This window comes from Roseibium sp. 10G30-5, assembly GCF_055809635.1.
The window spans coordinates 3438583-3460513 of record NZ_CM147918.1; the positions used below are offsets into that span (position 1 = coordinate 3438583).

General features: G+C 55.4%; 13 protein-coding genes and 5 pseudogenes. 7 read left to right on the forward strand and 11 right to left on the reverse strand.

Features of this window, described 5'->3' with window-relative positions; all coding sequences use genetic code 11:
* Positions 1-91: 91 nt before the first annotated feature.
* The 5 genes and pseudogenes from AC0L7U_RS17415 to AC0L7U_RS17435 form a co-directional block, all read right to left on the reverse strand.
* Entirely contained in the window at positions 92-1168 is a 1077-nt protein-coding gene (locus AC0L7U_RS17415) for an HlyD family secretion protein (RefSeq protein ID WP_473692494.1), read from the reverse strand.
* A gap of 9 nt (positions 1169-1177) precedes the next feature.
* Positions 1178-3043, reverse strand: coding sequence for an MFS transporter (locus AC0L7U_RS17420; protein WP_473692496.1), 1866 nt, complete (start codon positions 3041-3043; stop codon positions 1178-1180).
* The gene (locus AC0L7U_RS17425) at positions 3036-3431 is read right to left on the reverse strand and encodes a MarR family winged helix-turn-helix transcriptional regulator (RefSeq protein ID WP_473692498.1); all 396 of its coding nucleotides are present in this window, start codon (positions 3429-3431) and stop codon (positions 3036-3038) included. The genes AC0L7U_RS17420 and AC0L7U_RS17425 overlap by 8 nt, the downstream gene beginning before the upstream one ends.
* 316 nt (positions 3432-3747) lie before the next feature.
* Complete coding sequence (locus AC0L7U_RS17430) at positions 3748-4263, reverse strand: PRC-barrel domain-containing protein (RefSeq protein WP_473692500.1); 516 nt, start codon at positions 4261-4263, stop codon at positions 3748-3750.
* A gap of 232 nt (positions 4264-4495) precedes the next feature.
* Positions 4496-6677, reverse strand: a pseudogene (locus AC0L7U_RS17435) (anthranilate synthase component I).
* Positions 6678-7063: 386 nt separating this feature from the next.
* On the opposite strand from AC0L7U_RS17435, the gene AC0L7U_RS17440 reads away from it, so the two are divergent.
* The 3 genes from AC0L7U_RS17440 to AC0L7U_RS17450 all read left to right on the forward strand — a co-directional run bounded on the left by AC0L7U_RS17440 (position 7064) and on the right by AC0L7U_RS17450 (position 10586).
* Positions 7064-8095, forward strand: coding sequence for an LLM class flavin-dependent oxidoreductase (locus AC0L7U_RS17440; RefSeq protein WP_473692502.1), 1032 nt, complete (start codon positions 7064-7066; stop codon positions 8093-8095).
* A gap of 187 nt (positions 8096-8282) precedes the next feature.
* Entirely contained in the window at positions 8283-9674 is a 1392-nt protein-coding gene (gene sthA, locus AC0L7U_RS17445) for a Si-specific NAD(P)(+) transhydrogenase (protein WP_473692504.1), read from the forward strand.
* Between the two features lie 102 nt (positions 9675-9776).
* Positions 9777-10586: a family 6 glucosyltransferase gene (locus tag AC0L7U_RS17450; RefSeq protein ID WP_473692506.1), complete on the forward strand. Its 810-nt coding sequence runs from the start codon at positions 9777-9779 to the stop codon at positions 10584-10586.
* A 5-nt stretch (positions 10587-10591) separates the two neighbouring features.
* Here AC0L7U_RS17450 and AC0L7U_RS17455 read toward each other — a convergent pair whose 3' ends face one another.
* The 4 genes and pseudogenes from AC0L7U_RS17455 to AC0L7U_RS17470 form a co-directional block, all read right to left on the reverse strand.
* Positions 10592-11560, reverse strand: coding sequence for a glycosyltransferase family 2 protein (locus AC0L7U_RS17455; protein ID WP_473692508.1), 969 nt, complete (start codon positions 11558-11560; stop codon positions 10592-10594).
* Between the two features lie 10 nt (positions 11561-11570).
* Positions 11571-12509 carry a GDP-L-fucose synthase gene (gene fcl / locus AC0L7U_RS17460; RefSeq protein ID WP_473692510.1) on the reverse strand — a complete coding sequence of 313 codons (939 nt, stop codon included), beginning with the start codon at positions 12507-12509 and terminating at the stop codon, positions 11571-11573.
* Between the two features lies 1 nt (position 12510).
* A pseudogene (gene gmd / locus AC0L7U_RS17465) lies at positions 12511-13582 on the reverse strand (GDP-mannose 4,6-dehydratase).
* 136 nt (positions 13583-13718) lie between these two features.
* Positions 13719-14612 (reverse strand): ROK family protein, encoded by an 894-nt coding sequence (locus tag AC0L7U_RS17470; RefSeq protein ID WP_473692512.1) that lies wholly within the window; start codon positions 14610-14612, stop codon positions 13719-13721.
* A 399-nt stretch (positions 14613-15011) separates the two neighbouring features.
* Between AC0L7U_RS17470 and AC0L7U_RS17475 the strand changes: the two genes are divergently transcribed.
* Positions 15012-15551 (forward strand): DUF6030 family protein, encoded by a 540-nt coding sequence (locus AC0L7U_RS17475; protein WP_473695882.1) that lies wholly within the window; start codon positions 15012-15014, stop codon positions 15549-15551.
* On the opposite strand, the pseudogene AC0L7U_RS17480 reads toward AC0L7U_RS17475, so the two are convergent.
* Positions 15529-16456 (reverse strand): annotated as a pseudogene (locus AC0L7U_RS17480) (pirin family protein). The gene AC0L7U_RS17475 and the pseudogene AC0L7U_RS17480 sit on opposite strands and share 23 nt — an antisense overlap.
* Positions 16453-17356: pseudogene (locus tag AC0L7U_RS17485) on the reverse strand (LysR family transcriptional regulator). The pseudogenes AC0L7U_RS17480 and AC0L7U_RS17485 overlap by 4 nt, the downstream one beginning before the upstream one ends.
* A gap of 132 nt (positions 17357-17488) precedes the next feature.
* Between AC0L7U_RS17485 and AC0L7U_RS17490 the strand changes: the two are divergent.
* From AC0L7U_RS17490 to cydD, 3 genes and pseudogenes are all read left to right on the forward strand, one after another.
* Positions 17489-18989, forward strand: a pseudogene (locus AC0L7U_RS17490) (CoA-acylating methylmalonate-semialdehyde dehydrogenase).
* Between the two features lie 13 nt (positions 18990-19002).
* Positions 19003-19170, forward strand: coding sequence for a hypothetical protein (locus tag AC0L7U_RS17495; protein WP_473692514.1), 168 nt, complete (start codon positions 19003-19005; stop codon positions 19168-19170).
* Between the two features lie 625 nt (positions 19171-19795).
* Positions 19796-21670, forward strand: coding sequence for a thiol reductant ABC exporter subunit CydD (cydD, locus tag AC0L7U_RS17500; RefSeq protein ID WP_473692516.1), 1875 nt, complete (start codon positions 19796-19798; stop codon positions 21668-21670).
* Positions 21671-21931 lie beyond the last annotated feature (261 nt).

The window sequence follows — 21931 nt, forward strand, 5'->3', positions numbered from 1 at the left end:
GCGCAAAAATACCCTGCCCAACACAAGGTCGGGCAGGGTGCGAGGCCGTAGGGGAATGGCCTTTGGAGGAAAGCAAGAAAAACGGGTTATATTATGAACTGGGCGCGTCTGCTTTGGTTGCATTGTTGTTTGTGTCGTCGGTGTAGACGGTGGTTTCCACTGACATGCCTGGCACCAGTCGTTCAAAGGCTTGCTGGTTGGGGTCGATGGAAATGCGCACCGGAACACGCTGTGGCACCTTGGTAAAGTTGCCCGTCGCATTGTCGGCCTTGATGGCGGAGAACTGCGAGCCGGTGGCTGGCGAGAATCGTTCGATGCGCCCGGTGAAGCGTAGGCCGTTGAGTGCATCCACGGTGAAGGTTACTTTTTGACCGGTCTTCATGTGGCCGAGCTTGGTTTCCTTGTAGTTGGCAACCACCCATATGTTGACGGGCACCAGCGATGTCAGATGTGTTCCCGGTGACACATATTGGCCAAGCTGAACGCCAACAGACCCCAGAATGCCATCACGCGGCGCGGTGATCTCGGTGTTGTCCAGATTGATTTGCGCCAGTTTGAGTGCGGCCTGCGCCGATTCTACCTTGGCTCGCAGGGTTTCCTTCGTCGAGGTCAGCGAAATGACATTCTGCTTGGCCACATCGATCGCCGCCTTGGCGGCATTGACGGTTGCCTGCGCCTGATCCAGCGTTGATTTGCGCTGATCCCGGTCACTTTCGCTCATGACGCCTTTTGTAACGAGCGTGTTGATGCGTTTCCAATTGGTTTGAGCAACTTTGAATGCGGCGGCTGCTTTCTCAAGATCGGCGTTGCGTGCCTCGACCTGGGCCTTGGCGGTTTCGCGCTGGTTGGCCAGATTGTCGAGAGCTGCATTGGCAGAATCAAGCGCTGCCTTGGCCTGCGCAACCTTCTGGGCGTAGATCCGGTCATCGACCTTGGCGATCAACTGACCTTTTTTGACCTTCTGATAGTCCTGCACAGGAACTTTGACGATATAGCCTGAAACTTGCGGACTCAATGCTGTCACGTGACCCTGGATATAAGCGTCTGAGGTTTGTTGTGAGCCGGTGTGAAAGGGCGGCAGATCCCAGGCACTGAACACAAGGACAATACCTGCAATCCCGATGAGGGAGGCGACAATGGTCACCGTAGCTCTGATGTGTTTGGTCATGGGGGCTCCTCAGGTACGGGGTTGTTGCGATGGTGCAGCAACCGGACCTGACTCTTTTTCGTCTTTGGAACGGGTGTTGATCACGAAGTGAATGAGCGCACTGGCGCTCATGTAGACAATTGCGCCTAGGGAAATGAGACAGATCGTGAAGGCTGCGTCATTGTAGGCGAGAACGTTGGCTTGGGTTCGGATCTGGGCGGCCAGAAGCTGAAGGCCTTCTGCCTGCAGAAAGGACTTGTCAGTGGTTTGTCCGGCATAGGTCGCTGCATATTGTTGCACCCGCAAAGCCACGGCGGGGTCGGTCAACTGCGCTCCTTGCGTTAACTGGACCGAATGGAACTGCTCACGTAACTTGACGAAGCTGCCGTACAAGCCGCTACCCATGATGGCACCCATGCGTTGGGTTGTCAGAAATACGATGATGAAGTTCAAGATGTACTTGGGGCCACGAGGAACCACCATCATGAAGCCGCGGATCAGGATGGGCGGGAGAAAAATGCCGCTGGCAAAGGCCATCGTGAACTGGCTGTAGATGACATTGATTGGCCGCGTCTGGGCAGTGGCGTGGCTGTCCGCCCAGGTAGCGCCTGCGATCAAAAGTAGTGCCAGCAGATGGATCGCGGTTTCCCGCTTCGGATCGGCAATGAAAAGATTGGCGATGATGCCGATGATGGCTCCTAGAAGCATGGCAAGATAGTAGGGTGCCATTTGCTCGGTTCTCAGGCCAAGGGTGAAGAACATCATGCGCATGCCATAGGTCTGCTCGGACGTGAGCATACGAAAGCAGGTGAGTACCAATGCCATATTGAGGATTGGTCGCGAGGTGAACCAGGTCACATCGAAAAGCTGCTCTTCACGATGTGCTTCGAGAATGCAGAAGGCACACAGGCTGAGAATCCCGGCAATGGTAACCCAGCCGAGCCACGGCGCATCTGTCCACCAATAGAGCCTGCCCATGCCGAACAGCACGACGAAGCATCCGAGCCCCGCAGCCAGCAGACCGTAGGACAGGAGATCCATGGGAAATAGCATCCGCATCCGTTGGATGGGGCCAAGAGGCAGAAGATAAATTGCTGCGCCGCAGATCATTGCAAGCCCGGCTTCGGTAAGGAACATGGCATGCCAGCCGCCGGTATTCAGCAGGATGGGACTGACAAGCCCGGCCACGGCTGTTGGCATCGAGATGATGCCAAAGGCAATGGGGAGCCCGACCTTCAGGCGTTTGGGAGGCGGCAGCGCGTCGAACATGTAGAGAATCGACAGGGACGTCATGGATGAGGCGGCCAGTCCTGCAAAGAAGCGAGTGACCAGCGCACTTTCCACGTTATAGGCCCAAAGCTGGGTGAGGGATGCCAAAATGAACACGACGATGGACACTTCGGCAAAGTTGCGCAGGCCATATTGAACGCGCAATTTGTAAAGCAGGATCGTGAAGCTGACATTCGGGATCATGTAAGCCACAGTCAGCCAGCCGACGCCCTGATAGGTGGCACTCAAGGCACCCGCGAGATCTCGTGAATTGACGGATACAATGCTGAGGCCGAACCCCTGCGTCAGGCCTATGGTGACGGATGCTGCGATGTAGCAGGCTGCTAACCAGGCCGGACGCGGAATATAGGTCATGGCTCCGGGAGGTGGGCTTGGTGGTGCCTCGGCCTCGGCCTCGGCCTTGTCGCCTGTCTCCGCGTCTGACCCTGAACTGGATGCCTGATCGTTGGAATGTCTATCTGCCTGCGACGCTTCCTGTCTGTCAGCTGGCTTTTCATCTGGCATTGTCAGGCCATTTTGAGCTGTCTGTGGTGCCTTCGTGTCGGCGGGGTCCAGCGTTGTTTGGCGGGCACTTTTCTGATGGGCGGGGGTCTCTGTCTCAGTCATCAAAGCCTCCCGTCATCATCGACAAGGCATTTTTCGATACGGTGCCGAGTACGTCGACGGTTTTTTGCAGTTCAGCGTCCGTGATGCCGGAGAAAATCTCGGCGCGCAGCTCGGCTCCAAGCGTGGCCGCGATTTCTGCCTGTTCGTGTCCATAAGACGTCAGTCTTATGACCTTCGAGCGACGATCATTGGGATCGGGCATGCGTTCCACAAGGTCCAGTTCGGCCATGCGGTCGAGCAGACGCACCAGCGTTGGCTGTTCCAGCTCCAACTCACAGGCCAGTTCCTTTTGCGACATTTCGCCGTTGCGCCACAGGCGCAGAAGCGCCCGCGCCCGCGGATAGGTCAGGCCGATCTTGGTCACCCTTGCATTGAAAAGGGTTCTCATCCGCCGACCTACGGCCGTGAGCTCTTCAAGAAGCTGCGAGGAGATGTCGAAACGTTTATCCATAGGACCATATTAATTAGTGCGCTAAGTATTTTCTCCTGAAATAGATAGGGCACTACCTAAAAAGATACAAGTCTCTTTTTCGATCTAAAAACGCACATCAGGATCCCACTTGTGAGGTGCTTTCGCAAACCTGCTAGGAATGCCGTGGTTGGATGTGCGAGGGGACAAGCTGTGGTCGATGCCTGCGGCACCAAGCGAAAAAAAGCCACCGGAACAGGGCCGGTGGCTGTGTGAATTTCAGGGAAGAGAGAGGCTACTTCTCTGAGGCGGCTTTTTCCATTTCTTCCTTGGTCATGGCTGCAACGATGCCGCCATTCGACAGAGTGAATTGATCTGCAGGAATGACCAGCGACTTGGATCCGATCCCCAAAACACCGCCAACTTCAGCGGTGATGCTGACCACCTGTTTGTTATCGTCCAACTTGACCTTGGCGACACTGCCGATGTTCTCACCGTCCAGATCCATGATGTTCTGGCCGATCAGGTCTTCCGGTTTGATCACCGGCTTTACCTTGGGGGGATTGTTGCCCTCGACGATCGTGTTTGTGCCCGTGGCGCCGCGCTGTGCCGAAACATCGTTCTTGTTGGTCTTGGTATCTGCATCGCGCGCCGGGCCGTCGGCGTTTTTGACCTCGCCGGGTTTTGCTTGTGCAGTCCCGTTGGTGTCGGTCGCACTGCCCGCAGCGAATGCGGTGCTGGATCCGGCAAGAAGGGTCGACATGATCGCCGCAGCAACAAGGCGGGTGGTGACTGTCAGAGGCTTGCGCATTGTCTCGTCTCCTAGGGGTCTCCCGTCAGGCATTCCACCGGACATGATCCGCTGTGCCTGGACCGAGACCTGTTCGTTTGAGCAAAGGTCATTGTCAGGAAAATGCGTCAGGACAAGCGGAGTTGCATGACGGCTATGTCGCAGTGCGGCATGATGCTCACGTAAAAGAAAGGGCGAGCCTCGCGGCCCGCCCTTGAACAAGTGGTCTCATGATAATGTGTCGAAAGGTCGATCAGGCCGTTTTGGCCAGACGACGAACCTTCACCAGATGCGACACAACATTTTCGATAATCTTGTGCCCGGCATCCTGATTGAGCGACATGATGCTTTCCGGGTGGAACTGCACGGCAGCGATGGCTTCGTGCTTGTGCTCGATGGCCATGATGACGCCGTCCGCGGTTTCAGCCGTGATGCGGAAATCTTTCGGCAATTTGTCCTTGCGGGCATAAAGAGAGTGATAGCGCCCGATCACGGCAGGGGTTTCGATCCCGTCAAACAGCATGGAATTGCCCTCGATGCTGATCTCTGATGGCTTGCCGTGGACGGGCACGTCCAACTGGCCCAATTCGCCGCCAAAGCTTTCGGTTAGAGCCTGAAGGCCTAGACAAACACCGAAGATCGGCAATTCGCGTGAGCGAGCTCTGCCGATAGTGGCATCGCAATCGAAGTCTTTCGGGTTACCGGGACCGGGAGAAAGAACCACCAGATCCGGGTTCACGTCATGAAACACATGATCGGCCACCGGCGTGCGATATGTCACCACTTCCGCGCCGGTCTGGCGGAAATAGTTGGCCAGCGTATGCACAAAACTGTCTTCATGGTCGACAAGCAAGATCTTCAGACCAGCGTCAGAGCTTGGCTGCTTCCTGCGCCTTGATTTCCTTGTTGGCCAGTCCAGCTTCACGCACGGCAGCACGCATGGCTTCGGCCTTCAATTCGGTCTCTGCTTCTTCATCTTCGGGCACACTGTCGTAAAGCAGTGTTGCACCGGCACGAATTTGCGCCACACCGTCCTTGATGCGCACGGTGCGCAGGGTCAGGCCGGTGTTCATGTCGCCGTTGAACTGCATGGCACCGATGGCGCCGCCATGCCAGGCGCGTGGGCTCTTCTCATTGCTCTCGATGAATTCCATTGCCCAGCGTTTTGGCGCGCCAGTCACCGTGACGGCCCATGTGTGCGACAGGAATGCATCCAGTGCATCCATGTCATCGCGCAGGATACCCTCGATATGGTCAACCGTATGAATGAGGCGCGAGTACATCTCGATCTGTCGCCGCCCGATGACCCGCACGGAGCCGGGCACACAAACGCGGCTCTTGTCGTTGCGGTCCACATCGGAACACATCGTCAATTCGGCTTCATCCTTCTTGGAATTCAGCAGAATGCGGATCTGGTTTTCGTCCTCAATGGCATTCTTGCCACGGCGGATGGTGCCGGAGATCGGACAGGTCTCGACCCGGCGACCGCCGGTGACACGGACATACATCTCAGGGGATGCGCCGACCAGGTACTCGTCGTTGCCCAGATTGAAGAAGAAGGAATAGGGCGACGGGTTGATCTGCTGCAAGCGTCGCGACACCGCTGAGGGCGGATTGGGGCAGGGCTCGTAGAACGTCTGGCCCGGCACGACCTCAAACAGATCTCCCCGGCGAAAAGACTCTTTCGCTTTGTCCACCAGCTTCGCATATTCGCCGTGCTCATGATCCCCGCGGCCGGGTGCGTCGGTGGCAGGTACATACTCTGCGCTCTCACCAGTGCGTGGCAGGCCGCTGGTCGTCTTGCCGTCGACCGCGAAATCATATTCAAGCACATAGGCATTCTTGCCGTGGTGGTCGACGATGAGGATTTCATCCGGCAGATACAGCACCATATCGCGCTGGTCGGCGGGACGCTCCAGCTTCAGGTCAATCGGCTCGAACTGGAAGGCAATGTCGTAGCCGAAGGTGCCGTAAAGCCCAAGATGTTCGTCGTCTATGGCGAAGAGATCCTTCAGCGCACGGATAACTGAGAACGTTGACGCCTGACGCGAGCGATCTTCTTCGCGCACCTGTCCATCCGGCAACTTGACCGAAAGCTCAATGGCCCTCTCCGTCGCTTCAAACAGCGCGACATGGGGATGGTCTTTCAGGCAGGCGACAATCGTGGGCAGCAGCACAAGGCCGCGATCATTCAAAACCCGGATGCGCACGCGGCGATCTGTCGCCTCCAGCATCAGCGGTGGATTGACCAGCGCCATATCCCAGCGGGTGTAACGCCCCGGATATTCATAGGAAGAGGACAGCACAGCGCCACGCTCCCGATCCAGCCGGTCGATCCAGTCGCTGGTACCGGATTCATAGTTGGAAGCGCGTGAGGTGCGCGAGATGGTGATCCCGCTTTTCGTCTGGAACGTCTGGTCTGCCAAGGAGGGCATCTGCTTCATCTTCCCTTGTACGCATATCGGCCAACACGACACCGTAAATAGACCAAAGGCCGCCTGCGGTGTCCCGCGGCGGCCTTTGGTCTTTCAGTCCATCAAAACACGAAAGGGCATTGGCCGCCGATCAAGCGTCCCGCCACCACCAGTTTTGATGCATGTTCTTTTTCATGCGTCTTCCTTACCGGAACTCTCAAGGCGAGGCAAATAGTTTTGCGTCGAGGGGCGCTATCGCTTTGTCCTGTCTGACTGAACATTCGAACACAGTGTTCAATGAGGTGAGACAAAGAGCAGTTTAACCTCTCGCCTGAAGCGCTTAGATTAGCCGCAACAGTTGAACAGGCCGATTGGTCGGAAAAGTTTTCAGAAAGATGTGCGGGACGATGAGCAACCAACTTGAACTTGGCATGGATACCTTCGGCGATGTGACCGTCGACGCGGCAGGCAAGCGCCAGTCCGAAGCGCAGGTGCTGCGTGACATGCTGGAGCAGGCGGTGCTGGCCGATGAACTGGGCATCGACTTCATCGGAATTGGCGAGCATCACCGCGATGATTTTGCCGTGACTGCCCCAGAAATCCTGTTGGCGGCGATTGCTGCAAGGACCAACCGCATCAAGCTGGGAACGTCGGTCACCGTGTTGAGCTCGGACGACCCGATCCGTCTGTTCGAGCGATTTTCCACCCTGCATGCGCTGTCCAGCGGGCGGGCGGAGATCACGGTCGGGCGCGGCTCATTTACCGAGAGCTTTCCATTGTTTGGCTATGATCTCAGCCAATATGAAGTGTTGTTCGAGGAAAAGCTGGGTCTGCTGCGTGAGACTTTGAAGTCGGAGAAGGTTACCTGGTCGGGTCAATTGCGTCCGCCGCTGAAAAATCAGGCCTTGTTTCCGCGTGTTGAGGGCAACCCGATCACGTGTTGGGTGGGCGTGGGGGGCAGCCCGGAATCGGTGGTGCGCGTCGTCAAGCATGATCTGCAAATGATGTTGGCAATCATTGGCGGCGATCCAGATCGCTTCAAGCCGTTTGTCGACCTGTATCATCGCGCCTGTGATCAGATGGGCCGAGCTCATAAGCCGCTCGGTGTGCATTCGCCAGGTCATATTGGGGAAAGCGATCAGAGCGCCCGTGAAGAACTGTGGGAGCACTACCGGGCTTTCCACGACCGGCTTGGCCGCGAACGGGGCTGGGGTCCAATGACGCAGCAGGCGTTTGAAAACGAAATTCGTCATGGTTCGCTGTATGTCGGGTCACCTGAGACTGTGGCGCGCAAGATTGCCAAGACAGCGACATCGCTGGGGCTTTCGCGGTTCGACCTCAAATATGCCAATGGAACAGTGCCTCATGCCAACTTGATGAACAGCATTAAGCTTTACGCCACCGAGGTGAAGCCGATGGTGCTGGACATGCTGAAATAGGTCTGTGGCCATGGGCAGTGGATCTGCCACGTAAATGCGTGCAGGTCGCGCGGTATCTTTGAAGCGCGGCCTGTGTGTGTACACCCGTCTTGATTTTCGGCGCCCGATTATGCTTTTCACAACAGTTGTGAGATAACGTCGCCGTGAAATTCGGGACAGGTTGCCAGCGGTAGGGACTGATTAAAATATGGACCATTTTGATCTCATCGTGATCGGGAGTGGCCCGGCAGGGCGCCGTGCGGCTGTTCAGGCGGCCAAGCTTGGACGTGATGTGCTGGTTGTCGAAAAAGGACGTCGTGTTGGAGGCGTCTCTGTTCATACCGGAACCATCCCCTCGAAGACCTTGCGCGAAACTGCGCTCAACCTGTCTGGCTGGCGTGAACGTGGCTTTTATGGTCGCGCCTATCGCGTCAAGCAGGACATTTCCGCCGACGATCTGCGCGCCCGCCTGCACATTACTCTGGATCATGAAATCGAGGTTCTTGAGCATCAGTTTGCCCGCAATAAGGTGGTTACAGTGCGCGGCGAAGCATCTTTTTCCGATCCGCATACGCTCAAGGTCAAAGGCGATGCAGGGGAAGAACTGACGTTCACAGGCGACAGCTTTCTGATCGCTGTCGGCACCCGGCCATTCCGGCCTGAGTATGTGCCGTTTGATGGGGAATATGTTCTCGACAGTGATGATATTCTTGAACTGGCCGATCTGCCGCGTTCCATCGCCGTGATCGGCGCCGGGGTCATTGGCGTCGAATATGCCACGATCTTTTCCGCTCTCGATGTCCATGTGACGCTGGTCGAACCACGCAACAGTATGCTGGATTTCATCGACAGCGAATTGGTGGCCGATTTCACTCACGAACTGCGCGATCGGGGTGTTGCCCTGCGGTTTGGCGAGAAGGTCGACAAGATCACCAAGCACGGACCGGGGCAGTGTGAAATCGTGCTGGAAAATGGCCGGTCTGTGCGCTCCAATGTGGTGCTGTTTGCGGCAGGCCGCATGGGTTCGACGGACTCTCTCAATCTGGAAGCCTGTGGGCTTTCCGTCGATCATCGCGGGCGCATTTCCGTTGATCCGAAGACCTTCCGCACCGAGGTGGATCACATCTTTGCCGCTGGCGACGTTATCGGTTTTCCGAGCCTTGCGTCCACGTCAATGGAGCAGGGGCGCATTGCCGCCTGCCATGCGCTGGGCGAAAAGGCTCAGTTGCCGCCGGAGTATTTCCCTTATGGCATTTATGCCGTCCCGGAAATTTCCACCGTTGGTATGAGCGAGGAAGAAGTGAAAGAGCGTGGCATTCCTTATGAATGCGGCGTTGCCCGGTTCCGTGAAACATCACGTGGCCATATCATGGGCCTCAACAACGGCATGCTGAAGATGATCTTTTCGCTGAAGACGCGCCGTTTACTGGGCTGCCACATCGTTGGCGAAAACGCGACAGAACTGATCCACATCGGGCAGGCCGTGCTGAATTTGAAGGGAACACTGGACTATTTTGTTCAAAATACCTTCAACTACCCAACGCTTGCCGAAGCCTATAAGATTGCCGCCCTCGACGCCTGGAACCGCATGCCACGGTAATATCGTGAATTTCCAGATTTCAATGATCTTACTAAAAGGATTTAGAGGCGCTGGCGGAGAGGTTTCGTCCTCGGGTAGACGTTTCAAACTGCGGTGAAGTTTATGAAAACCATCGGTATTCTCTACATAGCAACGGGCAAATATATTGATTTCTGGCCGGGCTTTTTTGAAAGTTGCGAAACGTATTTTTTAGACAAGTCGGACTTCAGGAAGGAATATTTTGTCTTTACCGATGCCGATGAGGTGGCGTTTGAAGACAATGACCGTGTGCATCGTATTGGTCAGCCGCCATTGGGGTGGCCCTACATCACCCTACATCGCTTCAAAATCTTCCAGAAAGCACGGGCATCTCTGGAGCAGGTAGATTTCATCTATTTTTTCAACGCCAATATGGAGTTTGTCGCTCCCGTCGGCGAAGAATTGCTGCCAGATGTGGACAAGCCCCTCGTTTGCGTGACGCACCCCGCTTACCACGACAAACCTAGAGAGGAGTTCACATATGAGCGCAATCCTAAGTCTCTCGCCTATATCGGTGATACCGAGGGCATCTCATATTATATGGGTGGCCTCAATGGTGGTGCGCGGCTTGCTTACCTCGAGTTGATCGATGAGCTAGAACGTCGTGTGGATGAAGACGAGGCGAACGGTATCATTGCCGTTTGGCATGATGAATCTCATTTGAACCGCTATGTGTCCGAAAATCCATCAAGCGTGAAAGTGCTCTCGCCAGCCTACGGCTACGTTGAAAAATGGAAGCTCCCATTCGAGCAAAAGATTATCATCCGTGACAAACGCCGCTATGGTGGTCATGCGTTTCTGCGTGGCCAATCAAAAGACGCTAAGCCGGCAAAACAAAGATTTTTGTCGAATGTGAAATCATTTTTAAGAAAAGTGAATATTATTTTTAAATGATTTTATCATTTTATTGAATATTTTATCAATTTAAAGTATATTTTGAGAAATATATAATTAATATTTCTTCCGAAAATGCGATTAAAATGATTTTCTACTTTTGAATATTTGAAAATTCCTTTTATTTCTGAGATATTAGATCGAACTCTAGAAGGGTGTAATTCTGTGTCCTTAAGGGCAATTATCGATTGCTTTCGCAAATTGCGATCTACAATCGCCATATATGGTTTTTCTTGTCCATATTCTGACAATATTTTAATGAAATCTTTCAGTCGTCTCGTTTTTGAAGCGAAAGTGACTGTCTGTTTTTGCATTTGATTTGGGTGGTGTCGAATAGAAGTGAGCTCTTCATCAACAAAGTCGAAACGGGAAGACTTTGCAATTCTTAACCAGTAATCCCAGTCCGTGCCAATGCTCAAATCTTCACGGAAGAAACCTGCTCGGTTTATCGCATTTCTTGTAACAAGAACCGCTGACGCAGAGCCTGTTATATAATTTGCTCTTAATAAACCTTCAAATATATCTCCAGATAGAAACGGCCTAGACGTTTCCTTTGGCTGAAAAAGATTTCCATTTTCGTCGATATGGCTGCAATCGCAATAGATAGCATCGACTTCACCGTTTAGTTTCTCAAATAAACCTACTTGTTTTTCTATTTTGTAGGGGGCCCAAATGTCATCGCTATCAAGAAATGCGACGAAATGAGCTGTTGAATGTCGTAAGCCAAGATTTCTGGCTCCGCCTTCCCCTACATGAGAAGTGCGGATTAGCTTGACTCGATCTTCGTTTTTAAAAACCTGAGAAACAATGATTGCAGAAGAATCTGATGAAGCATCGTCAATAACGTAAATATTTTCTATTTTATATGTTTGGTTTAGGACCGACCGTATCGCTGTTGAAATGTATTTTTCAGTGTTGTGAAGCGGTATTATTACATCAACCGTGAGCGGATTTTCTTTTTTTGCTTTCTCCATGAGTGTTGGCCTATGCGAATGAACTATTGAAAAAGCCATATGTTTTTTCAATACCGTCTTCTAATGAGGTATTTGGCGCCCAGCCCATGGCTTTGAGGCGATCAGCACTCATCAGTTTGCGAGGTGTGCCGTCGGGTTTTGACAGATCATGAACGATTTCGCCCTTGAAACCGACGACCTTGCAGACAAGTTTCGTCAGATCGAGGATCGAGATGTCTTCGCCACTGCCAACGTTGACGTGTTCTGGCGCAGAGTGATGCTTCAGCAAATACACCAGCGCGTCGGCGCAGTCGTCGACATAGAGGAATTCGCGCAGAGGTGACCCCGTGCCCCAGACGGTCATTTGCGTGTCGCCGCGTTGCTTGGCTTCATGGGCCTTGCGGATCAGGGCGGGTAGGACGTGGCTGGAGGCGAGATCGAAGTTGTCTCCGGGGCCATAAAGATTGGTGGGCATGGCGGAAATATAATCGCAGCCGTATTGCTTGCGATAGGCCTGCGTCATCTTGATGCCCGCGATCTTGGCGATGGCATACCACTCATTGGTCGGCTCCAGGGGGCCGGTCAGCAAGGCATCTTCCCGGATCGGCTGTTCTGCGAGCTTCGGATAAATGCAGGAGGAGCCGAGGAACAGAAGCTTCTCGATGTCATTTTGACGCGAGGCTTCGATGATGTTGGCCTCGATCATCAGGTTTTCATACAAAAATTCCGCCGGCCGCGTGTCATTGGCCAGAATGCCGCCCACCTTCGCTGCAGCCAGGATCACCGCATCCGGGCGCTGCTTTGCAATCCAGTGTGCGGTGTCTGCCTGATTACACAGATCCACCTCAGAACGGGTACAGGTCAGAACCTCACAATTTTCGCTCCGCAGCCGTCGCACCAGCGCTGAGCCAACGAGACCGCGGTGACCGGCAACCCAAATGCGCTTGCCCTCAAGAGAGTAGGGGGACATCTCAGACTCCCTTTTCGATCGGCGCAGTCTGCATGATTTTCAGATCTGCGCGCACCATTTCGCTAACGAGATCCTTCAGGTCTGTTTCATGTGACCAGCCAAGTTTTTCGTGCGCCTTGGTTGGGTCTCCCATCAGAAGATCAACTTCGGTCGGACGGAAGTAGCGCGGGTCGACTTTGACAAGAACCTTGCCGGTTTCGGTATCAATGCCTTTTTCCTCAACGCCGTGGCCGTCCCACCGCAGGGTGATACCCACTTCGGCGAACGCCTGATCGACGAAAGTACGCACCATCGTCGTTTGGCCTGTCGCAAGCACGTAGTCGTCGGAGACATCCTGCTGCATCATCATCCACATGCCGCGCACATAATCTCGGGCATGGCCCCAGTCGCGCTTGGCATCAAGGTTGCCAAGATAAAGTGTGTCCTGCCGGCCAAGCTTGATGGCTGCCACAGCGCGGGTAATCTTGCGGGTCACGAAAGTCTCGCCGCGCAAGGGGCTTTCATGGTTGAACAGGATGCCATTGGACGCGTGCATGCCATAGGCCTCTCGGTAATTCACAACGATCCAATAGGCATAGAGCTTGGCTGCGGCATAGGGACTGCGCGGGTAAAACGGCGTGGTTTCCTTTTGAGGTGTTTCCTGCACCAAGCCATAGAGTTCAGAGGTGGAAGCCTGATAAAAGCGGCAGGTCTTTTCCAGACCAAGAATGCGGATGGCTTCCAGAAGGCGCAAGGTGCCCAGGGCATCGGAATTTGCCGTGTATTCCGGTGTTTCAAAGGAGACCTGCACATGGCTTTGGGCCGCCAGATTGTAGATTTCGTCAGGCTGGCATTCCTGCACAATCCGGATCAGGTTGGTCGCATCGGTCATGTCGCCGTAGTGCAGGATGAGGCGTGGATCGGTTTCATGCGGATCCTGATAAATGTCCTCAATGCGCCCGGTGTTGAAGGAGGACGAGCGACGCTTGATGCCGTGCACGACATAGCCCTTGTCGAGCAGAAGTCGGGCAAGATAGGCACCGTCCTTAGCCGGTGATGCCTGTAATCAAGGCTGTTTTGGTCTTGTCGCTCATTCCATCACTTTCATATCTTTGTCGTGCCGCTAGATACCCTAGCCCGGCGTGTCTTGCACCGGCAACTCAAGCCAGTTGTTTGCCACAGGATTGACCGCCTGTCCGCCTGTTGTTGAGCGCGGTCTTCACTCTTGCGTCAGGACCACAACCATGCCGCTCCACGGACACCAGAGCTGTCGCCATGCTTTGCCTTGCGGATTGGGACCTCGTACACGTCAGACATGATGTACGGGGCCATGGCCGCTGGCAGGTCCCTGTAAAGCTCGTCAATGTTGGACATGCCGCCACCCAGCACGAAGACGTCCGGGTCGAGCAAGTTGGCCGACATCGCAAGGGCACGCCCCAGATGGTCGACATAAGCCTCATAGGTCGCACGGGCCTTTGTATCTCCCTCGCGTGCCAGAGCCATGATTTCATGCCCCTTGAGGTCGATACCAGCGCGCTGCTTGTAATCATACTGAAACCCGGTACCAGAGCACCACAGATCGATCGCACCGCGGTGGCCGGTCCAGCTTTCGGGGCCGGGAAACTCATCTTCCCGCCGCCAGGGTTGCGCAATTGCGCCCCACTCGCCAGCAATGCCGTTGGCACCGCGATGCGCCTTGCCCTGAATGGCAATTCCAGATCCTGACCCGGTGCCGATAATGATGGCATGCACCAGAAACGCGCCAGCTCCTGCACCATCCGTTGCTTCTGAAACAGCCAGACAGTTGGCATCATTTTGAATGCGGACCGGGCGGTTGAGCAGTGATTCGAGATCGGTGTCGAGCGGCTTGCCATTCATCCAAACGGAATTGGCATTTTTGACGAGGCCTGTTGCGGGTGAAATGGATCCGGGAATGCCCAGCCCAACGGTTCCTGTTTCTCCTGTTTGCGTTTCTGCGGCCTGTACAAGGTCCGCAACGGCCTGCAAACAGCCCTGATAATCGTCTCTTGGCGTAGGCACTCGCTTGCGAAACAGCTCGTCGCCCGTGTCCGAAAGGGCGATGATTTCGATTTTTGTGCCGCCCCAGTCAATTCCCAGTTTCATTGCTTGACGTTCCCTGCCTTTTGGGGCGCAAACTAGCGTGTAGAGGCGGGTGGGGAAACCTCTAAGATTGCAGTTTGGGTTCAAAACGCCGGAGGTTTACACAGATGGCAGCAGACCCGCGGCCTGTAAACTTCTCCTAGGGGGAGGAACAGCCTGATCGGCGCCCGGCGAAGGAGCGTCCAAGGTTTATCCGGGCAGAGCGTCGCGCGTGGTGGCGGCGCGTCTTGCGCGGCTTGAGCCTTTCTGTGGCAATTCTGGGTCTCACAGCTCTGGCTTTTATCCTGTTTCGGCCAACCGTGCTGCATCCCACTGATCCTGCGTTGAAACTACGGCCTTTCGTCGTGCCTTGGGGGCTGGCGGGATTCTCTACCGGATCAGGAGAGAAGCAAGTTGACCTTCGTGGCAGGATATTTCGGGAGGCCTGAAAGTCTGTGTGCGCTGTTTGAGCCTGCGGGCTTCGATATGTCGAAATGGAGTTCAGCACCGATTGTGGATCGCCTCTGGCAGTGTGCCAGTGATCCGAAGACCATCACCCCGGCAACGCTCAATTATGGACGGGCGACACTTAAGGTACGCATTGAAGGCCCGTCACGGGTGCAGGTCTCGCGGTTACAACTGATTATCACCGAGCCGGATCCTGAGATGACAGGGGAGATTTCGCCTGTCATCACGCAATTGCTGCGTTCGCTTGAAAACCGCTATGGCTGGGATTTTCCGACGAGTTTTTGGCCGGCACTCTCCCAGTTCAAGCCGTATCGCCAGCAAAAGGGCGGCATTTCTCTGGAAATCCGCAGCGACACCGTGCGGGTCTTTGGGCAGAATTCTCTGGCTATTCGAAACTACGTCACAGCGTCGTTTCATCGGCCGCAGGCCGTGGTCCCGTCATGGCAGTTTGATCCCGCCAATGGCCGGGTCTTCAGCGCGTCGGTAAAGGAATGAAGTCTTCTTCATCGCCTTGGCACAATGTCGAAGCGACCTCGCCGCCAGTCTTCTTTCGCCTGCTCGATGCGCTCCTTCGAAGACGACACGAAATTCCACCAGATATAGCGGCGTTCACCAAGAGGCTCGCCGCCAAGCAAAATGAACCGTGCGATGTCCGGTCCTGTATTCTCGACAATGAGCGGGTCCGCGGGATGAAAAACAAGAAGGTGGCCCGGACCGTATGTCTGGCCCCCAACGCTGACCGAGCCTGAGAGCGTATAAAGTCCACGTTCGGCATAGGTTGCATCCAGGGGCAGTCTTGCGCCGGGGTGCAGTTCGGTGTCGGCAAAAAACAGATCGGAGTCGGTTTGTACGGGAGCGGTTTCACCATAAAACGACCCGGCGACCAGCCTCATTGACAGGCCCGTGTCTTCAAGCAGTGGCTGGTGGGCCACATCAACATGTTGAAAAGAGGCAGCATTGTCTTCGCGCTCTTTCGGCAACGCGACCCAGCTTTGCAGCCCGAAGAGAGGCCGCGGCGCTTGTTTGCGGGCATCATCTTCGCGCTCGGAATGCACGATGCCGCCGCCGGCCGACATCCAGTTGACGTCGCCGGGTTTGATCACCTGAGCGCTGCCCAGGCTGTCGCGGTGGAAGATTTCGCCCTGAAACAGATAGGTCAGTGTGGCGAGCCCAATATGTGGATGTGGGCGCACGTCCAGACCATTGCCCACCAGAAACTCTGTAGGGCCCATCTGGTCCAGAAAGACGAAGGGTCCAATCATGCGCTTTTGGAGGGAGGGCAGGGCACGGCGCACCTCAAAGCCGCCAATGTCACTGGTACGCGGCACAACGACGGTTTCGATGGCATCAACCGAAGCCCTGTCGCCGGGGATCGGGTCGGGAATATGAAACCGGCTCATGTGAGGTCTCCTATCGGGTCCACGAACATTTGCCGGTCACGGGCCACCAGTGTTTTCAGAAACTCAAGCACAACGGCGACATGACGCAACGATCGTGTGCTTTCATGTTGCACTGTCCAATAGGCACGCTGAATGCGCAAGTGTGGCAGCACATTGAGAAGTGACGTGGTGTTGCGGGCAATGAAGCCATGCAGGATGCCGATGCCCGCGCCCGCCTTGACGGCTTCCACCTGACCGAGCGCAGAGGCAATTTCAAACCGGGCCGACCAGTCCTTCCAGACCTCCTGGGCATAGTTCAGTCCCGGCGCATAGATCAGGTCGTCAACAGACCCGACAAGCTGATGCCGTGCCAGATCGGTCTCGCTCACTGGAACACCCGCGCGATCAAGATAGGCCTGACTGGCATAGAGCCCCAGATCATAGTCGATCAGCTTGCCTGCAATCAGACGACCGTGGTCGGGGCGCTCGATGGTGATGGCGAGATCGGCCTCGCGCCGTGACAGGGAAAATGATCGTGGCACCGGCACGAGCTGGATGGTCAGATCGGGGTGGACTCTGGTCAGCTCCGCCAGGCTGTGGCGCCAGATAGGCAACTCCGAAGCCGTCAGGCGCGCCAATGCGAACCGTGCCGGTGATGCTGGAAGGAGTGTTGCTGATGTCGGTCTGCACACGGGTCATTTCCTGCTCAATGCGCTCGGCGCTGGTCAGAAAGCGCTCGCCCTCCGTCGTCAGGATACAGCCGCTGGTCGAACGGTCGAACAGCTTCACGGTCATCTGATCTTCTAGCGCACTCAGGCGTCGAGCGACGGTCGCGTGATTGAGCCCTAATCGTCGCGCGGCGGCCAGGATCTGTCCAGCTCTGGCAACCGCCAGAAAGATGCGCGTATCATCCCAGTTCATGTGGAGGATCCTGTGACAGAGAGCTTACATTAAAATTTGCACAATGGATGCGCGCTTATTGCCATTGTTTAGCGCAAAAATAAAAGGCATGAAACAGGGTAGATAATTTCAAGCATCAAGGGAGATGGTGAGATGGAAACGATCGGTCATTTTATTGGCGGCAAGCGTGTCGACGGCACCTCCGGTCGGTTTGCGGATGTGTTCAATCCGGCGACGGGGGAAGTGCAGGTCAAACTGGCACTCGCCTCCGGCGCTGAACTGGATACGGCGATTGCCAATGCTGCTGATGCGCAAGTGGCCTGGGCTGCGGTCAATCCGCAGCGGCGCGCCCGCGTGATGATGAAGTTTGTCGATCTTCTCAACCGGGATATGGACAAGCTTGCTGAAGCCTTGTCGCGTGAGCATGGCAAGACCATCCCTGATGCACGCGGCGATGTGCAGCGCGGACTTGAAGTGGCGGAGTTCTGTATTGGCGCACCGCAGATGCTGAAGGGCGAGTTCTCGGAGGGAGCGGGCCCCGGCATCGACATGTATTCCGTGCGCCAGCCTCTTGGGGTTGTCGCTGGGATCACACCGTTCAACTTTCCGGCGATGATCCCGATGTGGAAGTTCTGCCCGGCCATTGCCTGTGGCAATGCGTTCATTTTGAAGCCATCGGAACGTGCGCCGACCGTGCCATTGATGTTGGCTGAACTGATGCTGGAAGCGGGCCTTCCCGCTGGTGTCCTCAACGTCGTCAATGGCGACAAGGAAACCGTTGATGGCTTGTTGGATCACGAGACGATCCAGAGCGTCGGCTTCGTTGGCTCTACTCCGATCGCGCAATATGTTTATGGCCGTGCCAGTGCATCCGGCAAGCGGGTGCAGTGTTTCGGTGGCGCCAAAAACCATATGGTCATCATGCCGGATGCCGATATGGATCAGTGCCGCCAATGCGTTGATTGGCGCAGGTTACGGCGCTGCCGGCGAACGCTGCATGGCTGTTTCGGTCGCAGTGCCAGTGGGCGAGGGAACGGCAGATGCATTGATTGAAAAGCTGGTGCCCAAGGTCGAAGCTCTGAAGATCGGGCCTTACACGGCAGGTGAGGATGTGGATTTCGGACCGGTGATCACGGCGGATGCTTTGAACCGTATCAAGGGTTTGGTGGCGCGCGGCGTCGAAGAAGGCGCAAAGCTGGTGATCGATGGACGTGGGTTCTCGATGCAGGGCTATGAGAATGGCTACTTCATGGGCGGCTGCCTGTTCGACAATGTCACGCGGGACATGGACATTTACAAGACAGAGATCTTCGGGCCGGTCTTGTCGGTGGTGCGTGCCAAGACATATGAGGATGCTCTCAGCCTTGTCATCGACAATGAGTATGGCAATGGCGTCGCGATCTTCACCCGTGACGGGGATGCTGCCCGCGACTTTACGTCGCGTGTGAACATCGGCATGGTCGGTGTGAATGTGCCGATCCCCGTGCCGCTGGCCTATCATACCTTTGGCGGCTGGAAGCGCTCATCTTTTGGCGATCTCAACCAGCATGGCGCGGATGGCTTCCGGTTCTATACGCGCACCAAGACAGTCACTGCGCGCTGGCCGTCTGGCATCAAGGATCAAGCCGAGTTTTCGATCCCGACGATGGGGTGATGCGTCCCACCAAATGAAAAAAGAGGCGGCGCTTTGCGCCGTTTCTTGGCCTGTATTTTATATCGTTGCAATTTTTTTCATGCAAATGCCGCAAATGCGCGTCAAGGTTGATTTGGCTGCGGAAGGGCAAAAAAAAGCCGGTGTAAACCGGCTTTTAAGTTTAGTGCGGGTGCCTCAATAAAGAGGACAAGAAGGATGTCCAATAGCGCCAAAATGAGACGCGTGACAGACCTTTGAAATGCTACGGCAATCAGTCTTAAAATATAACCTCGATCAACAAGTATATAATATACACAAATCTGCCACTTGTGTACCCCATTTATTGCGAAAAACGCCGTGCTGTTTTCTGTCATCGCCTTTTTTCTCAAGCGCGCAAGATGCTGCTCTCCCGTTTCGAGTTTAAATCTGACTAAAACATGCAAAACTACCACCCAAAATTAGTGGGGTCTTAGTTGAGCGGAAGAGAACCTCCAGCTTAAAACTGCATAATTTGCATGTCCTGCGCTGGTTGTGCTGCGTGCTTGGCGCCTTGGCAGATCTGCCAGTACGAGAATGCCTCGAAGTTATAACATGAACAAATTGTCACATAGTAGGGGGTGTTCATTTCCCGGTCTCGGCAGTATGACTTCTGACTTGAGAGAGGGCCGGTTGTATCGGTTTGCTACGCAGATACAGCAGGTTGGTATCAGCTTGACTGAAAAACGCGTCATTGTGTTTGGTGCATGGGCGATCGGGGATGCACCTTCAGGCACGGTAACCGGGCGTGAACCGTGCCCTTGGAAGCATCTGAATGACCGTGGAAAACTATGAGCGCCAGGCTAGAGATCGACAGCGACACCGCCGGACCCGAAATACCGGCTCGCCGAAAGACACGAACTGCAAAGCGGTCAAGGTCGAAATCCGCAGCACCTCTCCAGTTTGCCAGACTTGAAGATGCCGAGGCACGTCTATTGAAGCGTGCGGGCATGACAATGTCCTTGTCGGATCTTTTATGGATCCCGCAGGCGTGGCTTGTGGTGATGTGTTTTGCGCCTCTGATTGGCTCGCATACGGTCGATGTCCCGCTTGGTCCGCACACACTTGGCTATGAAGCGGCAGTCTACGCCGTCCTTTTTTTGGTGATCGCGGCCGTTCGTCTGGCCTTGAACCTGAAGGCCGGCACCTGGGCGCGCCAGACAGCGCGTGCCGCCAAGACTCGTTTGCGTGCCACACTTGTGCAGGCTATTGCCCGTCGCTCTCCCGCCAGTCCGTTGCCTGCCAGCGGCACAATGGCCTCGCAGATCGGTGAACAGATTGATGCGCTGGGGCCGTATTATTCCAATTTTCATCCGCAGATGTCGCGGCTCAAGATTGTTCCCATTGGCATCGTGCTGGTGACCTTCGCTGTAAGCTGGCTGGCTGGCATTATCTTGCTGGTCACCGGGCCGTTGATTCCGGTGTTCATGGCGTTGATCGGCTTCAAGGCGAAGGATGCCAGCGAGGCGCAGCAGGAAGAACTCAACCGCATGAGCGGCTTTCTGCTGGATAGGGTCAAAGGTCTGGAAACCCTGAAGCTTTTCGGTTCAATCGGGCGTACACGCAACGAAATTGAACTGGTCGGAAACCGCTTTCGCGAGGGCACTATGAAAGTGCTCAAGATCGCCTTTCTGTCCTCGACCGTGCTTGAACTGTTCAGTGCGCTGGGTATCGCTCTGGTGGCGGTTTTCGTTGGTTTCTCCCTGCTTGGCAAGGTCGATATCGGCATGTGGAGCGGTGACATGACCTACAAGATCGGCTTGTTTGTCCTGCTGCTGGCGCCGGAGTATTTCGCCCCCTTGCGTTCTTATGCAGCTGCCTATCATGACCGGGCAGCCGGGCTGGCCGCGGGCGAAGCGCTGGAGGCTCTCTATAAGGAGATCGACGCGGCTTCGGAGCAGCCAGCCGACACAGAGGTCTCATTCGGCACCATTTTAGAAGACGTTGCGCCGAACGCACACGCGCATCCCGGTCAGACCGCGCCTGCCGCTGGGCTGGCGCCAGTGAGCCTGCAATTCGATGATGTTTGCCTGACACTCGGTGAGCGGCAGGTGCTGCGTCATGTCAATCTGGAGATCCCTGCCGGGGAGACACTATTGCTCGTCGGCCCAAGTGGCGCGGGCAAATCCACGATGATTGATTGCTTGCTTGGCTTCCACCAGCCGGAGCAGGGCCGTGTACTGGTCGATGGACAAGACATTACCGGCATGAACCTGGACGCATGGCGAGCGCGTATTTCCTGGCTCGGCCAGACGCCGCGTCTGTTTCATGAGACATTGCAAGCCAATCTGAGACACGGCAACCTGCACGCCTGTGAAGATGAAATGATGGATGCGCTGGAGATGGCCGGAGCCCGTACGCTGGTGGAGCAATTGCCACGCGGCCTTGCGACACCTGTTGGCGAGGATGGTTTCGGCTTTTCTGTTGGCGAAATGCGGCGCATCGCATTGGCTCGGGCGGCCTTGCGCAAGGACGCAGGATTGATCGTTGCTGATGAGCCGACAGCGGGACTGGATGAAGAAACCGCGCACGACGTCATCAAGGGGCTTTCAAGGTTGGGGGGCGGACGAACTCTGGTGATCGCCACTCATGACCCGAGACTGATGGCGCAGGGCTGGCGGCAGGTCAGCGTTCCGGATCTCATGCACATGGAGGTCCCGGCATGAAAGCGCTTCGCTCTATCATCAAGTGGCAGTGGCAGCATCATCGTCGCGCCTTTCTTCTTGGCCTCTTGGCAGCACTCGTACCAGCCATCTCAGGTGTCGGTTTGCTGGCTGTCGCAGGATGGTTCATTACCGCCTCGGCCATCGCGGGCCTGACTGGTGTGCTGATCAATATTTTTCTGCCGAGTACGGTCATTCGCGGTTTGGCGATTTTCAGAACGCTTGGTCGCTATGCCGACCGGGTTGTGACACATGACGCGACTT

Excerpts from the sequence above, each read along its gene's own strand:
- AC0L7U_RS17415 (WP_473692494.1), bottom strand. The coding sequence starts at position 1,168 with ATGACCAAACACATCAGAGCTACGGTGACCATTGTCGCCTCCCTCATC.
- AC0L7U_RS17420 (WP_473692496.1), bottom strand. The coding sequence starts at position 3,043 with ATGACTGAGACAGAGACCCCCGCCCATCAGAAAAGTGCCCGCCAAACA.
- AC0L7U_RS17425 (WP_473692498.1), bottom strand. The coding sequence starts at position 3,431 with ATGAGAACCCTTTTCAATGCAAGGGTGACCAAGATCGGCCTGACCTAT.
- AC0L7U_RS17430 (WP_473692500.1), bottom strand. The coding sequence starts at position 4,263 with ATGCGCAAGCCTCTGACAGTCACCACCCGCCTTGTTGCTGCGGCGATC.
- AC0L7U_RS17440 (WP_473692502.1), top strand. The coding sequence starts at position 7,064 with ATGAGCAACCAACTTGAACTTGGCATGGATACCTTCGGCGATGTGACC.
- sthA (WP_473692504.1), top strand. The coding sequence starts at position 8,283 with ATGGACCATTTTGATCTCATCGTGATCGGGAGTGGCCCGGCAGGGCGC.
- AC0L7U_RS17450 (WP_473692506.1), top strand. The coding sequence starts at position 9,777 with ATGAAAACCATCGGTATTCTCTACATAGCAACGGGCAAATATATTGAT.
- AC0L7U_RS17455 (WP_473692508.1), bottom strand. The coding sequence starts at position 11,560 with ATGGAGAAAGCAAAAAAAGAAAATCCGCTCACGGTTGATGTAATAATA.
- fcl (WP_473692510.1), bottom strand. The coding sequence starts at position 12,509 with ATGTCCCCCTACTCTCTTGAGGGCAAGCGCATTTGGGTTGCCGGTCAC.
- AC0L7U_RS17470 (WP_473692512.1), bottom strand. The coding sequence starts at position 14,612 with ATGAAACTGGGAATTGACTGGGGCGGCACAAAAATCGAAATCATCGCC.
- AC0L7U_RS17495 (WP_473692514.1), top strand. The coding sequence starts at position 19,003 with ATGAAAAAAGAGGCGGCGCTTTGCGCCGTTTCTTGGCCTGTATTTTAT.
- cydD (WP_473692516.1), top strand. The coding sequence starts at position 19,796 with ATGAGCGCCAGGCTAGAGATCGACAGCGACACCGCCGGACCCGAAATA.